Source organism: Tsuneonella suprasediminis, from assembly GCF_003605755.1.
In the GTDB taxonomy this organism is placed as follows: Bacteria; Pseudomonadota; Alphaproteobacteria; order Sphingomonadales; family Sphingomonadaceae; genus Tsuneonella; species Tsuneonella suprasediminis.
The window spans coordinates 306,319-324,968 of sequence record NZ_RAHJ01000014.1 but is presented as its reverse complement, the minus strand read 5'-3'; the positions used below and the strand labels follow the sequence as shown (position 1 = coordinate 324,968).

Below are 18,650 nucleotides of genomic sequence, written 5' to 3'. Positions count from 1 at the left end.
CAATCCCTTGCGGCGTGCCGGATATTTTCTGTTCGGCGTTCACTTCTTCGGTGGTGTTCATGCGGCGACCGATGCCGGAGCAGCATTCGGAGATGCGGCTGCGGTTACCTGTGCGATCGCGCGTTTCCATTGTTGGCGCGCGTTCGTGCGGTCGCCTTCGCTGATTTGCGGCATGAATTGCTGTGCGGGCGCTCGGTCGGCGGATCCCGCGATACCGATTGCGGCAGCTGCCATCAGGGCCGCGCCGACTGCGCTGCTTTCCTCTTGCGGCGCCTGCACGATTTCCTTGCCGCTCAAGTCTGCGAGTATTTGTGCGAGAAGCGAATTCCTGCCCGCACCACCGTCAATTGTCACGGAGGGGAAGGGGTGGTGCAGATCGCCTTCCATCGCTTCGATCACGTCGCAGATCTGATGCGCGATCGCTTCCAGCGTCGCGCGCGCCAAATGGGCGGGGCGCGTTGCCAAACTCATGCCCATGATCGTGCCACGGGCATCGGTCTGCCAGTGCGGTGCACCCAGCCCGGCCAGAGCTGGCACGAAGACGACGCCATTGCTGTTCGCAACCTGCCCGGCGACGGCGCTGAGCGCGTGCGCATCGGGTAATCCCATCAATTCGGCGGCAAAGGCTGCGGCATGTCCTGACACGCTGATATTGCCTTCGAGCGCGTACTGCACACCGCTATCTTCGCGGCTCCACGCGATAGTGGCGGACAGGGCGTGGCGCGATTCCGCGCGCTCTGGCACCGAAACCATGAGCGAGCTGCCCGTGCCAATGGTCACTTTGACGATGCCGCTTGCCATTGGATCGTGAGCAAACAAAGCGGCGTGGCTATCACCGAGAACGGCGCGGACAGGTGTACCTTGCGGCAGGGCGCCAAAGCCTTCGCAGATCACGCCGAAGGTGGCGTCCGATGGCCGGACTTCGGGCAGAATGGCAAGCGGGACATCGAACACAGCAGCGAGTTCCTCGTCCCATCGAGCGGTATCGATGTTGAGGAGCTGTGTGCGCGATGCATTGCTGTGGTCGGTCGCGTGAACCGCCCCGCCTGTGAGGTTCCAGACCAGCCAGCTATCGACCGTGCCGCACAGGATGTCGCCCGCTTCGGCCCGCGTGCGAATATCGGGCGTGTCATCCAGCATTCCGGCGATCTTGGCGGCTGGGAACAACGGATCGATGCCAAGCCCGCTCCGTTGCGCGATCAGAGGTGCCTTTCCTGCCTTGCGGAGCTGTTCACAGCGTTCAGCCGATCGGGTGCACTGCCATGTCACGGCAGGTGCGATCGGTGCTCCGGTGTGGCGGTCCCACAGGATCACGGTTTCGCGCTGATTCGATATAGCGACCGCCGCGACGGCCGCATTTGGCACTGCGGTCAGAACTTCGGCAATCAGATCCCTGACAGTCCGCCAGATATCTTCTGCGGATTGTTCGACCCAGCCGGGACGCGGATAGGACAGCGGAACGCTGCGCGAACGGCTCAGGCATATCTCCCCGTGACCATTGACCAGCAGGACTTTTGTGTTGGTAGTCCCCTGGTCGATGGCCAGTATAACCGGCGCGGAGTTGGCCGACGGAGAGTGGACAGGCACCGACATTCAGGCCCTTTTGTCCAGCACTTCGCGCGCCGCAGAGGCGATGCCCGCTGCGGTCAGGCCGAATTCGTCCAGCAACCATGATGCAGAGCCGGTAGGAAGAAACCCGGGAAAGCCGAGAATACGCATCGGTACTGGTGCGGATTCGGCGCAGAATTCGGCCACTGCACCGCCCAGTCCGCCTTGTTTCAGGCCTTCTTCCACTGTCACGATGGCGCCTGTCGCGGCGGCATCTGCCAGCAGGTCTTTGTCGATCGGCGATACCGTGGCCATGTTGATCACGCGTGCACCAATGCCTTCGCTCTTAAGCGCCGCAGCTGCTTCGAGTGCCCGATTGACCATGGTGCCATTGGCGATGATCGCGACATCGCGGCCTTCGTGAAGCACCTCGCCCTTGCCGATTTCGAACCGGGGACTGGTCCGTTCCAGTGCAGGAACCGGCATCCGGCTCAGCCGGATATATACCGGCCCGTCATGGCTGGCCGCGGCGCGGATGGCTTGTTCGGTTTCCCATGGATCGGACGGCACGATCACTGTCATGCCGTCGATCGCGCGCAGCCATGCGATATCTTCGATGCTGTGATGGGTCGCGCCCAGTTCGCCATAGGCAACGCCGGAGGAGATGCCGCAGAGCTTCACATTCGCGTTGCTATAGGCACAATCAGCCTTGAGTTGCTCCATAGCGCGGGCGGTAAGGAAGCAGGATGCGCCGCTGACGAAAGGAATCTTGCCGCCATTAGCAAGTCCCGCGCCGACACCAACCATGTTCTGTTCGGCAATGCCTACGTTAATCAGGCGGTTGGGGAAGCGTTCGCGGAACTTGCCTAGTTTTGAAGAGCCGACCGAGTCGTTGACGACCGCGACGATCCGATTGTCTGTCACGGCCAGTTCTTCGACCGTACGAACATAGGCATCGCGGCAATCGAACAATGCCGTGTCTGATTTGGTGCCGGCTCCCATCACGCCATCTCCGCTTCGAGTTCAGCCAGCGCCTGAGCGTATTGTTCGGGGTTGGGGACGCCGTGATGCCAGCCAGCCTGATTTTCCATGAAGCTGACCCCCTTGCCTTTGCATGTGTCAGCGATAATCACCCGCGGCTTGTTGCGCGGTTCTGCTGCAGCGTCGAACGCGCGGAGCAGTTCGGCATGATCATGCCCGTTCACGCCCACGACTTCCCAGCCGAACGCGCGCCATTTATCGCTGAGCGGTTCGAGGCCGTTGGTGTCCTCGGTTTTGGCGCCTTGCTGCAATCTGTTGCGATCGACGATCACTGTCAGTTTGCCCAGTCCGCGATGCCCTGCAAACATCGCGGCTTCCCACATGCTGCCTTCTTGCAATTCGCCATCGCCGGTCAGCACGAAGGTGCGGAAGTCGGCGTCGTCGATCTGACCGGATACCGCGATGCCCACGCCGACGGGAAAGCCATGGCCGAGAGGGCCGGTGTTTGTTTCAACCCCAGGCAGGTAAGTGCGGTTGGGGTGGCCGTTAAGCCGCGATCTCGGCTTAAGATAGCTTGCCAGCTCCTCTTCCGGGAATAAGCCTCGTCCTGCCATGGCGGTATAGAGCGCGCCGGTACAGTGCCCCTTGGACATGACAAATCTGTCGCGCTCCGGGGCAAGCGGATTGGTGGGATCGAGGCGCAGCACATCGAAATAGAGCGTTGCGAGGATATCGGTGGCCGAAAGATCGCCGCCCGGATGCCCCTGACCTGCATCGACAATCATCTTGAGCAGTCGTCGGCGCATCCAGTTTGCACGCTCGCGCACATGTTTTGCGCGCTCTTCGATTGTGCCGGTTGACGTGCCGTTCGAGTCAGGCATAATACATATCATGAATCGCTCTCCTTACCGCTGGATAGCGGGATAGGAAAGCAGTCGCAAGACATTTACTTTCGAAAATTTTCGTTAATTTCAGAAAGCGTAAAAAATTGACATTAAAAGCCAGTCATCATACGAATTTTACGAGCCTCGCCCGTTCCGGGTGGGTGGCTTCGTTTTTCGTTGATGAAGGCAGTGCCAAAAATGAGTTTTCACCCGCTTGCTCAGCCCATTTCGAGCGCGGTCGCGCGATGAGCGGAATGGGCTCTCGTTCGAAAATGCTGGGGGAGGCGCGTCGTGCGCGAATGCTCGCCTGGCTGCAGGAAGAAGGCAGCGCGCGGGTCCGTAAGTTGGCTGACGTATTCGAAGTGTCCGAAGTGACTATCCGGCAGGATCTGGAGACTCTGGAGGCGCAAGGCCATATTGTGCGGGAGCATGGCGGCGCCTTTCTCAAGTCCGTGCCGCAACAGGTCCGCTCGATGGCGTTGCAGAATACCGGGCAAATGGAGGCCAAGCGTCAGATCGGCGTCGCAGCGGCGGCGCTGGTCACCGATGGCTCTTCGATCATTCTCGATGCCGGTTCCACTACGACCGAAGTGGCCGCCAGTCTGGCTGGTCGTCGTGACATCACGCTTATCACCAACGCTTTGAATATCGCGCTTATGCTTGGTGGCGAGCCGGGTTTCGATGTTCATATGACCGGTGGCCATTTCAAAGCGCCGACCCTCTCGCTGTCTGGCGAGCGCTCGGCGGAATATCTGCAAGGGCTGTATGTCGATCGTCTGTTTCTGGCCGCTGCTGCAATCGATGTCGCGGCGGGGCTGACGTATCCGGCACTGTCCGACCTGCCAGTGAAGCGGGCCATGATTGAAGCTGCAAGCGAAGTCGTCCTCGTAGCCGATTCGAGCAAGATCGGCGCGCGATCCTTTACTGCGCTGGGCGGGCTCGACCTGATCGATGTGCTGGTGACGGACAAGGGCATTTCCGATGCGGATCGGACAGCGATCGAAGCTGTCGGTGTGAAGACCATCGTGGCCTGACTGGGGCGGCTTCGCGCAAAACTGGGGTCATTTGGTCGACCACAATAATTTGGGACGAGGACTGAAGCGTGGGAAATCAGAAATTCGGTGCAGGCATCTGGCACTTCGCCACTTATGTGGATCGCTATGCGACCGACGGATATGGTCCGCCGCGCACTCTAATCGAAATGATCGATCTGGCGGGGCAGGTCGATGACCTTTCGGTTGTCGACATCAATTTCCCATTTGCCGATCCTGCGCTGTCTCTGGATGCGATCGATAAGGCGCTCGACCGCAATGGCCTGTCGGTAATCGGCATCACGCCGGAAATTTACACCCGCCGCTTCGCAAAAGGTGCCTTCACTAACCCCGATGCGGGAATTCGGCGCCTTGCGAACGAGATGTGTAACGAAGCGGCCGATGTCGTTCGTCACTTCGGTGCCAAATATGTGAAACTGTGGCCGGGGCAGGACGGGTGGGATTATCCGTTTCAGGTCGATCACGGTTCGTTGTGGAAAGCGAGCATGGATGGGGTCGGTGAGCTTGCCGAACAAAACCCCGACCTGCAGTTCGTGATCGAATACAAGCCGCGCGAACCGCGTGTGCACATGAGCTTCGACAGTGTATCCCGCACATTACTGGGGATCGAGAAGATCGGCCTGCCCAATGTCGGCATATTGCTCGACTTCGGGCACTCGCTTTACGGCGGAGAAAGCCCGGCTGACGCGGCGCAGCTCGCAATCGATCATGGCCGCTTGTTCGGCATGGACGTAAACGACAATTTCCGTAGCTGGGACGATGATCTGATCGCCGGTTCGGTCCATCCGATCGAACTGTTTGAATTCTTCTATACCCTGCGAAAAAACAACTGGGAGGGCGTCTGGCAGCTCGATCAGTTCCCTTTCCGCGAAGACAGCGTAGCGGCGGCCAATGCCGCCATCGATTTCCTGAAGGGTGTCGAACGCGCCCTCGACAAGCTGGACTTCGAAGCGATGCGAGAGGCGCAGTTGCGCCATGATGCGGTGACGGCGCTGGGTCTGGCCCGGCAGGCCTTGTTCTCAAGCTTCTGAGGGTGGGCGCAGCGTGATTGTGTCGTCTGCCAATGATTTCCGCGAGGCCGCGCGCAGGCGGGTGCCGCGGTTCCTGTTCGATTATGCAGACGGCGGCGCGTATGCAGAGCACACGCTCCATCGCAATGTCGCCGATCTTGCCGATATCGCTCTGCGCCAGCGGGTACTGAAAGATGTCGCCAGCGTCGATTTGAAGACGACGCTATTCGGGCGACAGATCGATCTGCCGGTGGCGCTAGGGCCGGTCGGTATTGCAGGCATGTTCGCGCGTCGCGGCGAATTGCAGGCTGCGCGTGCAGCGAAGGCTGGCGGTGTCCCCATGTGCCTGTCGACCGTTTCGATTTGTTCGATCGAGGACGTATCGCAACGCGCGGATCCCTTCTGGTTCCAGCTTTACGTGATCCGGGATCGCGATTTCATGAAAGACCTGATCGCCCGCGCAAAGGCTGCCGGTGCAGAGGCGTTGATCTTCACTGTCGACATGCCGGTGCCCGGCGCGCGCTATCGCGATGCCCACTCGGGCATGTCGGGCCCGAATGCGCCGCTGCGTCGCGTTTTGCAGGCCATAGGTAAGCCGAGCTGGGCATGGGATGTCGGGCTGTGGGGGCGCCCGCACACATTGGGCAATCTGGCGCCGGTGCTGGGCAAAGATAGCGGCCTGAACGATTACATGGGGTGGCTGGGCCGCAACTTCGACCCATCGATCCAATGGAAGGATCTCGACTGGATCCGGCAGGAATGGGACGGTCCACTGATCATCAAAGGCATTCTCGACCCCGACGACGCGCGCGAGGCGGCGGCTATCGGGGCGGATGGAATTGTCGTGTCTAATCATGGCGGTCGCCAGTTGGACGGCGTGTGGTCGAGCGCGCGGGCGTTGCCCGAAATTGCCGACGCGGTGGCGGGAAAGCTGACTGTGCTGGCCGATGGCGGCGTGCGAAACGGGCTCGACATTGTGCGGATGCTGGCGTTGGGCGCCAATGGCGTGTTGCTGGGGCGTGCATGGTTGTGGGCTCTCGCCGCTCAGGGAGAGGCGGGTGTTGCTAAGCTGTTGCAGTTGATCGCCGCTGAAATGCATGTCGCCATGACGCTGACCGGAGTGAACCGGATCGACGCAATCGACCGGTCGATACTTGCGGAGAACAATCGATGAAATTGCTGGAAGGCAAGACCGTGCTGGTCACCGGCGGATCGACCGGGATCGGTAGAGCAGCAGCTATCGGCGCGGCGCGCCATGGTGCAGATGTCGCGATCAATTACGCGTCAAGCGACAACAAGGCGCGCAGCTGCGTGGCTGAGATTGAGGCGTTGGGGCAGCGGGCCATTGCGGTGAAAGGCGATGTCGCCGATCCCGCGACATCCGGCGAATTCATCGCCCGTGGGGTGGAGGCATTCGGCCGGGTGGACGTGCTGGTTTCGAATGCTGGAATCTGTCCGTTTCATGCGTTTCTCGATATGCCGGTGGAGACTGTCGATCGCACTTTCCGGGTTAATCTGCATGGCGCCTATTACATGGTGCAGGCGGCGGCTCGCCAGATGGTCGAGCAGGGTGAAGGCGGAGTGATCGTTGCCGTTTCTTCGATCTCGGCGCTGGTGGGGGGCGAGTTTCAGACTCACTACACGCCAACGAAGGCGGGTGTGCACTCGCTGATGCAATCGGCTGCGATCGCGCTCGGCAAACATGGCATTCGCTGCAATTCGGTGCTGCCGGGCACTATCCTTACCGAAATCAACAAGGATGACCTCGCTGACGACGCTAAGCGCGCCTATATGGAAAGTCGCACACCGCTTGGTCGGTTGGGGCAGCCCGAGGATCTTGTCGGCCCCATCGTTTTCCTTGCTTCGGATATGGCTGAATACGTTACCGGGGCGGCTTTGCTGGTCGATGGCGGCATGTTCGTGAACCTGCAATGATGCGGCGCGGCTCCATCATCTCTGCGCTGCTGACGGGATTGCTTTATGCTTCGGCGGCAACGGCGAACGAGCCTGTCGCTCAGCTCAGCATATCGGACAGCCAGCGCTTTCTGGAAGCGGGTGGAAACCCTTCTTCTGGATGGGGGACACTGCATGGCTTTTGCTTAGCCGCCTTAACCGGGAGGAAACCGAACAATACCTCGCCACACGGCAGGCACAGGGTTTCAATGTAGTGCAGGTGATGATCCTGCACACGGCGCAAATGGAAAGCCGCAACGGTTCTCCGGCATTGGTCGAAGGCGATCCGGGTCGGCCTTACACTACACCGGGCGCGGACCCTGCCAAACCGGATGAGTACGATTACTGGGACCATCTTGACTGGGTGGTGGATCGTGCTGCAGCGCATGGAATCTATCTCGCCATGGTGCCTGCGTGGGGCGATATCGCCGACCAGCGTGCGCTGAATTTCGAGAATGCTTCTGTTTACGGCCGCTTCCTCGCTCAACGGTATGGCGACAAGCCCAACGTTATCTGGCTCAACGGGGGCGACACGCGGGCGGAGAACCGTACGAAGGTGTGGGAAGAACTGGGTACTACGATCAAGCGCATCGCGCCCGATCAGCTGATGACCTTCCACCCGATCGGTCGCACCGCTTCATCATGGCAGTATCACGCGGCTCCCTGGCTGGATTTCAACATGTTCCAGTCGGGTCATCGGTCCTACGCACAGGAAGGCCCACATGCGCGCGCCGAAGATAACTGGCGTTATGTGGCTGAGGACTGGGCCCGTACGCCTGTAAAGCCGACGATCGACGGGGAGCCGTCGTACGAGAATATCCCACACGGATTGCACGAAGAAAACCAGCCCCGCTGGCAGGCCGAAGATGCGCGCCGCTACGCCTGGTGGGCCGTCATGGCGGGCGCGTTCGGTCATACCTATGGCGAGAACAACGTCATGCAAATGTATGTGGCTGGCGCGCCAACGGCCAATTTCGAAGCGGATACGCGCTGGGACAAGGCGCTGCTGGCCCCCGGTGCGCTGCAAATGCATCATTTGCGCGCGCTGATCGAAGCTTACCCGATGCTGGAACGCGTGCCCGATCAGTCGCTGATCGTGGACAATGGTACACGTTATGATCGTGTTCTGGCCAGCCGGGGCGAACGCTACGTATTTGCGTACAGCTACGTTGGCGCGCCGTTCACTGTGGCGTTGAGCAGGATCTCCGGGGATATGCTTCGTGCCCGCTGGTACTCGCCGCGCGACGGTGGCTGGCGGGACATCGGAACTATCGACAACAGTGGCACACATCGTTTCGACCCGCCGGGTGCGACCGCGCCGGGTAACGATTGGGTGCTTGTGCTCGATAACACAGAGGATCCGTCATGACTGTGGCTGCCACCAAAGGATTGCCCAAAATCAAGCACGTACGTGCCTTCACAGTGCGCGGGGGAGGGGCCGATTATCACGATCAGGGCGAAGGGCACTGGATCGACGACCATATCGCGACGCCGATGTCGCGTTATCCTGAATACCGCCAGTCGCGGCAGAGCTTCGGGATCAATGTGCTTGGCACTCTGGTGGTCGAACTGGAAGCCGAAGATGGCACCATCGGATTCGCGGTGACCACTGGCGGTGAGCCTGCTTGCTATATCGTGGAGAAGCACCTCTCCCGCTTCCTGATTGGCCGCAGTCCCGCCGAATATGAGAAGATCTGGGACCAGATGTACTTCTCCAGTCAGTATTACGGGCGCAAGGGGCTGGTGGTGAACGCCATTTCGGGCGTCGATCTGGCGATATGGGATTTGCTGGGTAAGTTGCGCGGAGAACCCGTGTATCACATGCTGGGCGGCGCGGTACGCGACGAGCTGCAATTTTATGCCACTGGCGCGCGACCCGATCTGGCCAAAGAGATGGGCTTTATCGGGGGCAAGCTGCCACTGCACCACGGGCCTGCCGAAGGGCTGGAAGGGATGGAAAAGAACCTCTCTCTGCTGGCTGACATGCGGTCGAAGTGCGGCGACGATTTCTGGCTGATGTACGATTGCTGGATGTCGTTAGACCTCGATTACGCGACGCGATTGGCGCATCGGGCATGGGACGAATGCGGCCTCAAGTGGATCGAGGAGGCGCTATCTCCCGACGATTACTGGGGATACGCGGCGCTGAAGAAGAACGCGCCCAGGGGGCTGCTGGTCACAACCGGCGAGCATGAGGCGACCCGCTGGGGTTTCCGTATGCTGATGGATATGGAATGCTGCGACATTATCCAGCCCGATGTTGGCTGGTGCGGTGGCGTTACCGAACTCATCAAGATTGCCAGTTATGCGGACAGCCGTGGAGTGATGATGATCCCTCACGGATCGTCGGTTTATAGCTATCACTTCGTCATCACGCGCCACAATTCACCATTTGCCGAATTCCTGATGATGCATCCGGGGCCGACCGAAGTCGTTCCCATGTTCGCACCCCAGCTTCTGGGCGAGCCGGTGCCTGTCAACGGTCGCATCCGCGCCAGCGCGCTCGATCAACCTGGCTTTGGCGTTTCTCTAAATCCTGAGATCGCGCTCCACCGCCCGTATTCCAATTCCTGAATTCGAACGAGGACTTACAATGAAACTTTGCAGATTTGGTGCGCCCGGTGCCGAAAAGCCCGGTCTGGTCGATGCCGATGGAAAAATCCGCGACCTTTCCGCCCACGTTGCCGATATCGGCCCGGATGTGCTGGGCCCGGAAAGCCTTGCAAAGCTGGCGGCAATCGATCCCGGTTCGCTTCCGGTAGTGGAGGGCAATCCACGCTATGGCTCGTGTGTGACCGGCACGCGCCAGTTTGTTGCCATCGGCCTCAACTATGCCGATCACGCGGCGGAATCCAACCTGCCAATCCCGGAAGAGCCCGTGGTGTTCCAGAAATGGGTCAGCTGCATTCAGGGGCCGAACGATCCGGTCACGATCCCGAAGGATTCGAAAAAGACCGATTGGGAAGTGGAACTGGGCATCGTGATCGGCTCGCGCGCATCATATGTGAGCGAAAGCAGTGCGCTCGATTACGTTGCGGGCTATTGCGTTATAAACGACGTGTCCGAACGCCACTGGCAGACCGAGCGCGGCGCGACATGGGATAAAGGCAAGGGTTTCCCCACCTTTGGTCCCATTGGCCCCTGGATGGTTACCGCCGACGAGGTGGGCGATCCGCAGCAGCTTTCCATGTGGCTCGACGTCAATGGCAAGCGAGTGCAGGACGGTTCGACCTCCACCATGATTTTCGGTGTTGCCGAGATCGTTTCCTATCTCTCGCAGTTCATGACGCTGGAACCCGGCGATATCATCACCACCGGGACACCTCCGGGTGTCGGCTTGGGGCAGAAGCCTGAGCCCTGGTATCTGAAAGCTGGCGACGTTGTCGAACTCGGCATCGAAAAGCTTGGGCGGCAGCGGCAGGATTTTGTGGCGTGGCAACCGGCATGAGCGTTTTCGAAGGACGTTTCGCCGGACGCTGCGCCATCGTGACCGGTGGCGCCTCTGGCCTCGGTAAAGCGGTTGCGGCCCGTATGGTTGCCGAAGGCGCGCGTGTGTCGCTGTGGGACCTCAACAGTGATTTGCTGGCTGAGGCACAACGAGAAACCGGTGCTTGCGACATCAGAGCTCTCGACGTGTCGGATGTTCAACAAGTCTCCGCCGCCGCTGCTGAGAGTGCAGAAGCGCTTGGGAAGGTCGACGTGCTCGTGTGCTCTGCCGGCATAACCGGTGCTACCGCGCCGGTTCATGAATTCCCTGTCGATAGCTGGCAGCGCGTGTTTGAAATCAATGTTCACGGCCTTTTCTACTGCAATCGTGCGATCGTGCCATTCATGCTGGATGGCGGCTATGGCCGCATTATCAATGTGGCGTCGGTCGCTGGCAAGGAAGGCAACCCGAACGCCAGCGCCTATTCCGCGTCGAAAGCCGCAGTCATCGGCTTTACCAAGTCGCTCGGCAAAGAATTGGCAGGAAAAGGCGTCATTGCCAATGCGCTGACGCCAGCGACGTTCGAAAGCCCGATCCTGGCGCAGCTTCCGCAAAGCCAGGTGGATTACATGCGATCGAAGATACCGATGGGGCGCCTGGGCGAAGTGGAGGAAAGTGCCGCCATGATCTGTTTCATGGCCAGCGAGGAATGTAGCTTCACCACTGCTTCCACCTTCGACACTTCCGGCGGCCGGACGACATTCTAGCCAACCGGAAAGCACTGGGGAGAGTCATGGCAAAACGTCCACCGCTGGTCGATCCACACGTCCATTTGTGGGATCTGTCGCACATCCGTTATCCGTGGCTTTCGCCGCCATTCGATGCCGATAATCCGAATGGCAGTGTGCAGGCGATTGCAGTCGATTATTCGCTCGATTCCTATCTTGAAGATGCGTCCGCATGGGATGTGTGCGGCATCGTTCATATCGATGCCGGCGCTCATCCCGGCGACGCCATAAAGGAGACGCGATGGCTTCAGCGAATGGCTGACCGCTGCGGAAAGCCCAATGCCATCGTCGCCTTCGCGATGCTGGAAGACAAGGGCGTCGAAGCGGTGCTGGAAGCGCAGTCGAGCTATGCCAATGTGCGGGGAATCCGACAGATCGTAAGCTGGCATCCCGATCCGGCGCGAAGCTACGGCCCGGAAGATATCACTCTTTGCGAAGAGTGGGAGCGCGGGTTCGGCCTGCTCAATAAATATGGGCTCAGTTTCGATCTGCAGGCCTATCCGGGGCAGATGGACCATCTTGCCGGGCTGATCGGCAGGCATCCCGATACGCAGGTGATCCTGAACCACACGGGCATGGCCATTCCCGGAGACGAGGACGGCTGGAACGTTTGGCGCAGCGGAATGCGCGCATTGGCCGCGCTTCCCAATGTGGCGGTCAAGATTTCCGGCATGGGTTTCACCTGGAACCCGTGGAGCGAGGAGCAGGCACGGCCTTACGTCCTCGAAACAATTGAGATATTCGGGATCCACAGGACCATGTTTGCCAGCAACTTTCCGACTGACAAGCTGTTCGCTTGTTTCGATAAATATTTCAACGCGTACGATTCCATCACATCCGCTTTCAGCGATGATGAACGGGCGGCGCTGTTTGGCGGTAACGCCAATCGTATCTACCGGATGGGGCTGAAGCTGTAGGGATGAGGCCTGTCGATCTTCGTGCCGAACATACTGTCGATCTGCTGGGGACACAGTCGGCTCATCCACGTCTGTCCTGGCGGATGGAGGCAGATCGTGCCGGGGCGTTTCAGGCAAGCTACCGAATTCAGTCGGCCGATTGCAGGGAAGCACTGAAGTCCGGCCCATTGCTGTGGGATAGTGGTCACGTAGGGTCGGGCAATAGTCTGGATATTCCGTATGGCGGCGCGCCGCTTACCACTGGCCAGCAGGTCTGGTGGCAGGTGGAGATTTGCGACGATCGGGGGCAAAGTGCCACATCGGATCCGGCGTGGTTCGAAGCTGGCCTGATGAATCCGTCGGACTGGGAGGCCGACTGGATTGTAGCGGAAGACGATAAAGCAGCTGCCGATCGGGCCGTTGGCATTCCATGGCTGTGGAGCGAAGTCGCACTGGACCCGAGGCCGCATGGCTTTCGTCTGGAATTCGATGCACCCGCCGATCTGGTGGACTGCGACGTGCTGGTGTCGGGCAAGGATCACCTGCGCGGCGTCTGGATCAATGGCAGCGCCTGCAAACCGAACTGGCCGTTCGGGTGGGACAGCGATTTGCCATTCTGGGGCGTGCTTGGTGAATATCATGGCGAAATTCGTCCGGGCCGGAACGTTATATGTGCTTTGGTCGAAGCCGACACCGAGGGGTTCTTCCCGGTCGATGGTGGTGCTTTCGCGGCGTTGATCCGTGTACATCGCGCCGATGGATCCACCGATCGGATTGCAGACACTGCGTGGCGTGTGATGCCCGATCCACCGCCGGGCTGGTGCCAACCGGATTTCGGTAGTGGCGAGTGGCAAGTTCCGCAGCCCAGCGGATCGTGGGTCCAGGGCTATCCACGCCCAAGCGAACCAGCCATACTGCTGCGGCACGAATTCAATCTCGATGCGCCGGTCGTGTCTGCTCGACTGTACGCAACAGCTCTTGGGGCGTACAAAGTTTCTATCAATGGTCGTGCAACCGAAGAAGCGATCCTTGCACCGGAAATGACGGTGGCATCCGATCACCTGTTATATCAATGCTATGACGTGACCGAGTTGGTGCGCCAGGGTACGAATGCCATTGGTGCGATGATCGGCGATGGCTGGTATGCGTCGCCCTTCGGCTGGCGGATCGAACGGTATGGGTTTGGCCCACCTCCGCGTCGTTTCTCAGCGATACTGTATGTCGAATTCTCCGATGGCCGCAGGCAGAAAATAGCGACAGGGCCGGGGTGGAGGTCTGCGGTGGCGCCGGTCCTGGTATCGGAAATCTATGACGGAGAGACGCGCGACGCGCGGCTCGAACAGCCGGGGTGGGACAGGCCGGAGTTCGACGATGCGAGTTGGGTCGAAGCGCTGGTCGGTGAAGCGCCAGAGGCGCGGCTGGAGGCGCAGACCGCGCCAGTGCTAAGACGCATGGACAATCTTCGCCCGATTGCGATAAGCCAGCCTGTCGCCGGGCGCTATGTCCTCGACTTCGGGCAGAATTTCTCCGGCTGGGTGCGCCTGTCGGCGGTTGGGCCAGCAGGAACGCAGATCACCATGCGCTTCGCCGAACTGCTCAATGCCGATGGTACGGTGGATCAGTCCAACCTGCGACTGGCACGCGCGACTGATCGCTTCATTCTGGCGGGCGACGGGCAGGAGACATTCGAACCGAGCTTCTCCTACCATGGCTTTCGATATGTTGAGATTGAAGGATATCCCGGCGATTTAACGGCCGAAGATGCCGAAGGCGTAGTGGTTTACAGCGCCTGCCGAGAAACTGGTACGATGACATTCCACGATGCCCCGTTGCTGCAGCAAATCTGGAATAACGCACTCTGGAGCCAGCGGAGCAATTTCTTCTCGGTGCCCACCGATTGTCCGCAGCGGGATGAACGCATGGGATGGATGGGGGACATTCAGGTGTTCCTCGATGCCGCGGCGTTCAACATGGAAGTCGATCCGTTTATCCGGCGCTTTCTGATGGAAGCGCGTGCGGCGCAGCGGGAAGACGGTGCCTATCCGATTGTCGTCCCGCAACCACAATCGTTCCCCGATGTTGCCACTGCAGGCTGGAGCGAGGCGGGCATTATTCTCCCGTGGCAGCTTTGGCAGCGATATGGCGACACGGCGGTCATCGAAGAGAACTGGGACGCGATGCTGCGCTGGATGGACCATCTGGAGCAGCACAATCCCGATCTGGTCTGGCGCCACGAACGCGGGCTGGACTTGGGCGATTGGCTGTCGGTCGACGCAATCAAGCCTGATGATGAAACGACACCCCGTGCCTTGTGTGCAACGGCGTATTGGGCCTGGTCTGCCGAACTTATAGCGCAGATGGCGAGGGTCTCTGGCCGCGAACATGCTGCGGGGCGTTTTTCATCTTTGCGGGAAGGGATTGGCGCAGCCTACGTTCGTGAGTTTGTGGCTGCCGACGGAACCTGCGGGAATGGCAGCCAGACCAGTCAGGTGCTCTCGCTTGCCTTCGGGCTGGTTCCCGTTGGCCTTCGGCAGCAGGCGGCCAAAATCCTCTCTGACGATATTCACCGTCGCGGTATGAAGTTGTCCACCGGGTTTCTGGGCACACCGTACCTGCTCGATGTTCTGGCCGATGCGGGGCATATGGAGGACGTTTCCGGCCTGTTGTTGCAGACCGGGTATCCCAGTTGGGGCTATATGCCCACGCAGGGTGCCACCACGGTGTGGGAGCGATGGAACGGCGATACCGGCGACCTGTCGATGAACAGCTACAACCATTATGCTTTCGGTGCGGTAGTCGGGTTCTTCTATCGACGGCTGGCTGGGATCGCACCGGCCGTGCCCGGATTCCGGCGAATAGCGGTGAGGCCGCTCTGGTTGCCCGATGTGGGGCGCGTTTCAGCTCGATACGATTCCGTTATGGGTGTGATCGAAACCACGACCAACGGCGATGCATCTGGCCTCACGGCGTTGTCGTTGACGGTGCCTGCCAATACTGTCGCCGAGGTTGAGTTGCCCGCAGGCGGCTGGCTGATCGATGGCCAGTGTATCGAGGATGATCCGCGCGTATTGGCTCTTGCGACTGCAAACGAATGCACTTCGTTCGAGATTGTAGGCGGCCGCTTCCAATTCACTCGCTGACTGGAGCCCGCAGGCGAGGGAATTACACCGCCTGCGGCACCGCTGCGTCTGCTTGCTGCCCGCTACGCCAAGCCCTCACATAAAGAATGCCCCGGCTTGCGATGGCAAGCCGGGGCGCAGTTTTTCGTCCTGGAGGGGACTGATGATTAAAAGCGTACGCGTACACCTGCGGAAACACGGCGGCCGGTCTGGCGATATTCTTTCGTCCGGTCAGGCGACACCGAGTAGAGGAACTCTTTTGCGTTGTTCAGGTTGATGACGTCGGCATACACAGTGAAGTTGTCGGTCAGGTCGTACGAGACACTGGCATCCAACTGGCCATAGGCATCGAAATATTCCGGTTCGCCATTGCGACCCGATGCAACCTGCAGGAAGTTGTCGCGATATGTATAGGCGAGGCGTGCCTGCAGACCGTTCTTTTCGTAATAACCAACCAGACTGTACGAGTATTCCGAAAGCCCTTCGAGGCCGAAGTCCACGTTCGCCACCGCGTTCGTGTATTGAGCATCGGAGTCCGTATAGTTGAAGCTGGTCTGGACACCGAACCCGTCGAAGGGTGCAGGCAGCCAGTTGGCGAACGACTGGCGGTAGCCGATCTCGAATCCCTTGACCGTCGCGCCTTCGCCATTGTCTGGCACGGTGACCTGGAAGGTGACCTGGTCAACCACTTGTGGCGTGGTGACGAGTGTGACGAAGGAATCGATTTTCTTGTAGAATACGGCCCCTGACAGCAGCGAGTTGTTTGCGAAATACCATTCCGCTCCCAGTTCAACCTGCTTGGCCCGGAAAGGCTGCAGATCGGGGTTGCCGCGACGGATCGTTTCGTTGCCCGGATTGGTCTGAATCGACTGGCGGGGTGACAGGTCCGACAAAGTCGGGCGTGTCATGACTTTCGATGCAGCCAGACGCACGATGAAGTCGGGCGTTACGCCAAGCTTGACGTTGAGCGACGGCAGCCAGTCTTCATACTCGCCACGAAAGCTCACCGGTATGACGTCGGACACGACAATGATGTTCTGGCCCTGACCGTTCGGCATGGCGCTCAACACAGTGCGCGATGCGCCGGACGAGGTGTACTTGGTGTTTTCGTAACGCAGGCCCGCATTGACGGTCAGATCCATGCCGCCAAGCTGGGTTCCCCAGTCGGCCATCAGGTAGCCGCCCCATACATCTTCGTCGACTTCGGAAGAGGCAGAAGGGGAGAATACGGCTGGATCGAACGTGCGGCCATCTTCCTGAGCATACTGGTTGATCAGCAGGATCAGAGCACGCGGATCGTAATAGACCCAGTCCCGAAGAATATCACCGTCATAGCCCGAGAAGAAGTCTCGGTCAGTGGGCGAGAAGAGCGATTCGGGGAGGGTCCTGTCCGATCCGCAATAGGCGCACTGCTGGCCGAAGGGCATTTCAGCTCCAGTGATGGTCTTGGTGCGGTTGTTCTTGAACATGCCGCCAGAGAAGGTCAGCGGGCCTTTCCCCGGATTCCATTCGGCGTCGACCCTGTATTCCAGAATCTCGTCGTCGATGTCCGCGCCGCCGCCCCAGATGTAATAGTGAGCGGTGATGCCCTGCGGATTGGTGGCTGCATTCCCGTAATTGGGGCTTGAGAAGCCATAGTCATATATCGGGCTGCCTGACCGACGATCGAAATAAAGATCGACGTTTTTGCGGCGGATCGTGGTGAAGTCGTTGCTTTCTTTACCGCGACGCTCGGCCTTGGAATATGATCCGTCGAACCGCATCTGGAAGGTGTCGGTCGGTTTCCAGTCGACGTTCACACCAAACTGATCGGTGGTTACACTGCGATCGTCGTGCTGGATGATCTGATCGACGAAGCCGCCTTCATACCGTTGATAGACCGCCTCGCCATTTTCGACCACTTGATCGACAAGCGTTCCACCGGAAAAATCGTAGGCAAGGCCGATCTGCTCTTCGATGAACTTCGCGTCGGCGTGCAGCGCATCGATGGTAACGGTCATCGTCTCGCTCGGCCGCATTTGTGCTGAAGCGTTTACTGCCCAGCGCTCCAGATCGCGTTCGAAGAAGAAAGGCGACAAGTTGGAGGGCATAGACACATTGCTGAACGGCTCAACATCAGGGCCAATTCGACCGCCGGAGACGTCGCCCGCGTTGTAATAGCTATCTGTGCTGGACCGGTGGACGTGGCCCGCCCCGATGGTGAATTCATCGTTGCGGTTTTTCTGCTTCGAATAGACCCCGGAAAGCGCCAGGCCAAATGTGCCGGGTTCGTTCTGCCAACTGGCAACGCCCGAAAACTCGGGGTTGATGGAATCCCGCATTTCCGACCACATCGCGTTCGCGCTAGCCGCTAACGTAAAATCTTCCTTCTGATCCAGCGGATGAAGGGTCTTCACGTCCACCGTTGCGCCAATGGACGAGCCGTTAAGATTGGCCTGCGGCGACTTGTAGACGTCCGCACCCGAGATGATTTCGGAAGGCAGCACGTCGAACGAAAATTCGCGGCCATTGTTGTCGGTCGCCAGTGTGCGGCCATTGACCGTGACGGCGTTGAACTTGGGGCCAAATCCACGAACGGTGACGAAACGTCCCTCGCCGCGGTTCCGCTCGATGGTGACGCCGGGGATACGCTGAAGCGATTCGGCGACGTTCTGGTCGGGCAACTTGCCCAGATCTTCAGCAACGATCGAATCGACAACAGCAACCGAGTTACGCTTGATGTCGATGGAGGCTTGCTGTGAAGCCCGGATGCCGGTCACGATGATTGCGTTGTCCGACGCGGCATCATTCTGATCTTGTGACAGCTGGCTTTCTGCTGTCGCGTCCTGCGCTGCGGCAGGGCTTGCCACGAGCATTGCTGCCGTGCTTGCGGCGCTCAACAAGGTCGAGCGATAGATAATGGTCTTGAACGCCATGAAACTCCCTCTCCGAAAAATTGTTTTGGTTTCGATCCTACTGCGTTGAAATGACACAGGTGTCAAATGACATCATA

At 59.5% G+C, this 18,650-nt stretch carries 14 protein-coding genes; 10 read left to right on the top strand and 4 right to left on the bottom strand.

What is annotated here, in order from left to right:
* Positions 1 to 57: 57 nt before the first annotated feature.
* The 3 genes from D6858_RS05100 to D6858_RS05090 are packed head-to-tail and all read right to left on the bottom strand — an operon-like array spanning position 58 to position 3,422.
* Complete coding sequence (locus tag D6858_RS05100) at positions 58 to 1,593, bottom strand: FGGY family carbohydrate kinase (protein WP_120107764.1); 1,536 nt, start codon at positions 1,591 to 1,593, stop codon at positions 58 to 60.
* On the bottom strand, positions 1,594 to 2,550 hold the full coding sequence (locus D6858_RS05095; protein ID WP_120107761.1) for a transketolase family protein: 957 nt from the start codon (positions 2,548 to 2,550) through the stop codon (positions 1,594 to 1,596).
* Positions 2,550 to 3,422, bottom strand: coding sequence for a transketolase (locus D6858_RS05090; RefSeq protein ID WP_240623696.1), 873 nt, complete (start codon positions 3,420 to 3,422; stop codon positions 2,550 to 2,552). The genes D6858_RS05095 and D6858_RS05090 overlap by 1 nt, the downstream gene beginning before the upstream one ends.
* 236 nt (positions 3,423 to 3,658) lie before the next feature.
* Between D6858_RS05090 and D6858_RS05085 the strand changes: the two genes are divergently transcribed.
* The 10 genes from D6858_RS05085 to D6858_RS05040 all read left to right on the top strand — a co-directional run bounded on the left by D6858_RS05085 (position 3,659) and on the right by D6858_RS05040 (position 15,679).
* A complete protein-coding gene (locus tag D6858_RS05085; protein ID WP_225082439.1) occupies positions 3,659 to 4,447 on the top strand; it encodes a DeoR/GlpR family DNA-binding transcription regulator in 789 nt (262 codons plus the stop codon).
* Between the two features lie 68 nt (positions 4,448 to 4,515).
* On the top strand, positions 4,516 to 5,496 hold the full coding sequence (locus D6858_RS05080; RefSeq protein WP_120107756.1) for a sugar phosphate isomerase/epimerase family protein: 981 nt from the start codon (positions 4,516 to 4,518) through the stop codon (positions 5,494 to 5,496).
* A 13-nt stretch (positions 5,497 to 5,509) separates the two neighbouring features.
* The gene (lldD, locus tag D6858_RS05075) at positions 5,510 to 6,649 is read left to right on the top strand and encodes an FMN-dependent L-lactate dehydrogenase LldD (RefSeq protein WP_120107753.1); all 1,140 of its coding nucleotides are present in this window, start codon (positions 5,510 to 5,512) and stop codon (positions 6,647 to 6,649) included.
* Entirely contained in the window at positions 6,646 to 7,410 is a 765-nt protein-coding gene (locus D6858_RS05070) for an L-rhamnose 1-dehydrogenase Lra1 (RefSeq protein WP_120107751.1), read from the top strand. The genes lldD and D6858_RS05070 overlap by 4 nt, the downstream gene beginning before the upstream one ends.
* A gap of 160 nt (positions 7,411 to 7,570) precedes the next feature.
* Positions 7,571 to 8,797 carry a glycoside hydrolase family 140 protein gene (locus D6858_RS05065; RefSeq protein ID WP_205664878.1) on the top strand — a complete coding sequence of 409 codons (1,227 nt, stop codon included), beginning with the start codon at positions 7,571 to 7,573 and terminating at the stop codon, positions 8,795 to 8,797.
* Positions 8,794 to 10,002: an L-rhamnonate dehydratase gene (gene rhmD, locus D6858_RS05060; protein WP_120107748.1), complete on the top strand. Its 1,209-nt coding sequence runs from the start codon at positions 8,794 to 8,796 to the stop codon at positions 10,000 to 10,002. Before D6858_RS05065 ends, rhmD begins: the two co-directional genes overlap by 4 nt.
* A gap of 19 nt (positions 10,003 to 10,021) precedes the next feature.
* On the top strand, positions 10,022 to 10,876 hold the full coding sequence (locus D6858_RS05055) for a fumarylacetoacetate hydrolase family protein (RefSeq protein WP_120107745.1): 855 nt from the start codon (positions 10,022 to 10,024) through the stop codon (positions 10,874 to 10,876).
* The gene (locus D6858_RS05050; RefSeq protein ID WP_120107742.1) at positions 10,873 to 11,622 is read left to right on the top strand and encodes an SDR family NAD(P)-dependent oxidoreductase; all 750 of its coding nucleotides are present in this window, start codon (positions 10,873 to 10,875) and stop codon (positions 11,620 to 11,622) included. Before D6858_RS05055 ends, D6858_RS05050 begins: the two co-directional genes overlap by 4 nt.
* Positions 11,623 to 11,648: 26 nt before the next feature.
* Positions 11,649 to 12,560, top strand: coding sequence for an amidohydrolase family protein (locus D6858_RS05045; RefSeq protein WP_120107739.1), 912 nt, complete (start codon positions 11,649 to 11,651; stop codon positions 12,558 to 12,560).
* A gap of 2 nt (positions 12,561 to 12,562) precedes the next feature.
* On the top strand, positions 12,563 to 15,679 hold the full coding sequence (locus tag D6858_RS05040; RefSeq protein WP_120107736.1) for an alpha-L-rhamnosidase: 3,117 nt from the start codon (positions 12,563 to 12,565) through the stop codon (positions 15,677 to 15,679).
* Between the two features lie 146 nt (positions 15,680 to 15,825).
* On the opposite strand, the gene D6858_RS05035 is transcribed toward D6858_RS05040, so the two are convergent.
* Positions 15,826 to 18,573: a TonB-dependent receptor gene (locus D6858_RS05035; RefSeq protein ID WP_165859637.1), complete on the bottom strand. Its 2,748-nt coding sequence runs from the start codon at positions 18,571 to 18,573 to the stop codon at positions 15,826 to 15,828.
* Positions 18,574 to 18,650: the final 77 nt, after the last annotated feature.

Excerpts from the sequence above, each read along its gene's own strand:
- D6858_RS05050 (WP_120107742.1), top strand. The coding sequence starts at position 10,873 with ATGAGCGTTTTCGAAGGACGTTTCGCCGGACGCTGCGCCATCGTGACC.
- D6858_RS05035 (WP_165859637.1), bottom strand. The coding sequence starts at position 18,573 with ATGGCGTTCAAGACCATTATCTATCGCTCGACCTTGTTGAGCGCCGCA.
- D6858_RS05055 (WP_120107745.1), top strand. The coding sequence starts at position 10,022 with ATGAAACTTTGCAGATTTGGTGCGCCCGGTGCCGAAAAGCCCGGTCTG.
- rhmD (WP_120107748.1), top strand. The coding sequence starts at position 8,794 with ATGACTGTGGCTGCCACCAAAGGATTGCCCAAAATCAAGCACGTACGT.
- D6858_RS05070 (WP_120107751.1), top strand. The coding sequence starts at position 6,646 with ATGAAATTGCTGGAAGGCAAGACCGTGCTGGTCACCGGCGGATCGACC.
- D6858_RS05090 (WP_240623696.1), bottom strand. The coding sequence starts at position 3,422 with ATGATATGTATTATGCCTGACTCGAACGGCACGTCAACCGGCACAATC.
- D6858_RS05040 (WP_120107736.1), top strand. The coding sequence starts at position 12,563 with ATGAGGCCTGTCGATCTTCGTGCCGAACATACTGTCGATCTGCTGGGG.
- D6858_RS05045 (WP_120107739.1), top strand. The coding sequence starts at position 11,649 with ATGGCAAAACGTCCACCGCTGGTCGATCCACACGTCCATTTGTGGGAT.
- D6858_RS05100 (WP_120107764.1), bottom strand. The coding sequence starts at position 1,593 with ATGTCGGTGCCTGTCCACTCTCCGTCGGCCAACTCCGCGCCGGTTATA.
- D6858_RS05085 (WP_225082439.1), top strand. The coding sequence starts at position 3,659 with ATGAGCGGAATGGGCTCTCGTTCGAAAATGCTGGGGGAGGCGCGTCGT.
- D6858_RS05095 (WP_120107761.1), bottom strand. The coding sequence starts at position 2,550 with ATGGGAGCCGGCACCAAATCAGACACGGCATTGTTCGATTGCCGCGAT.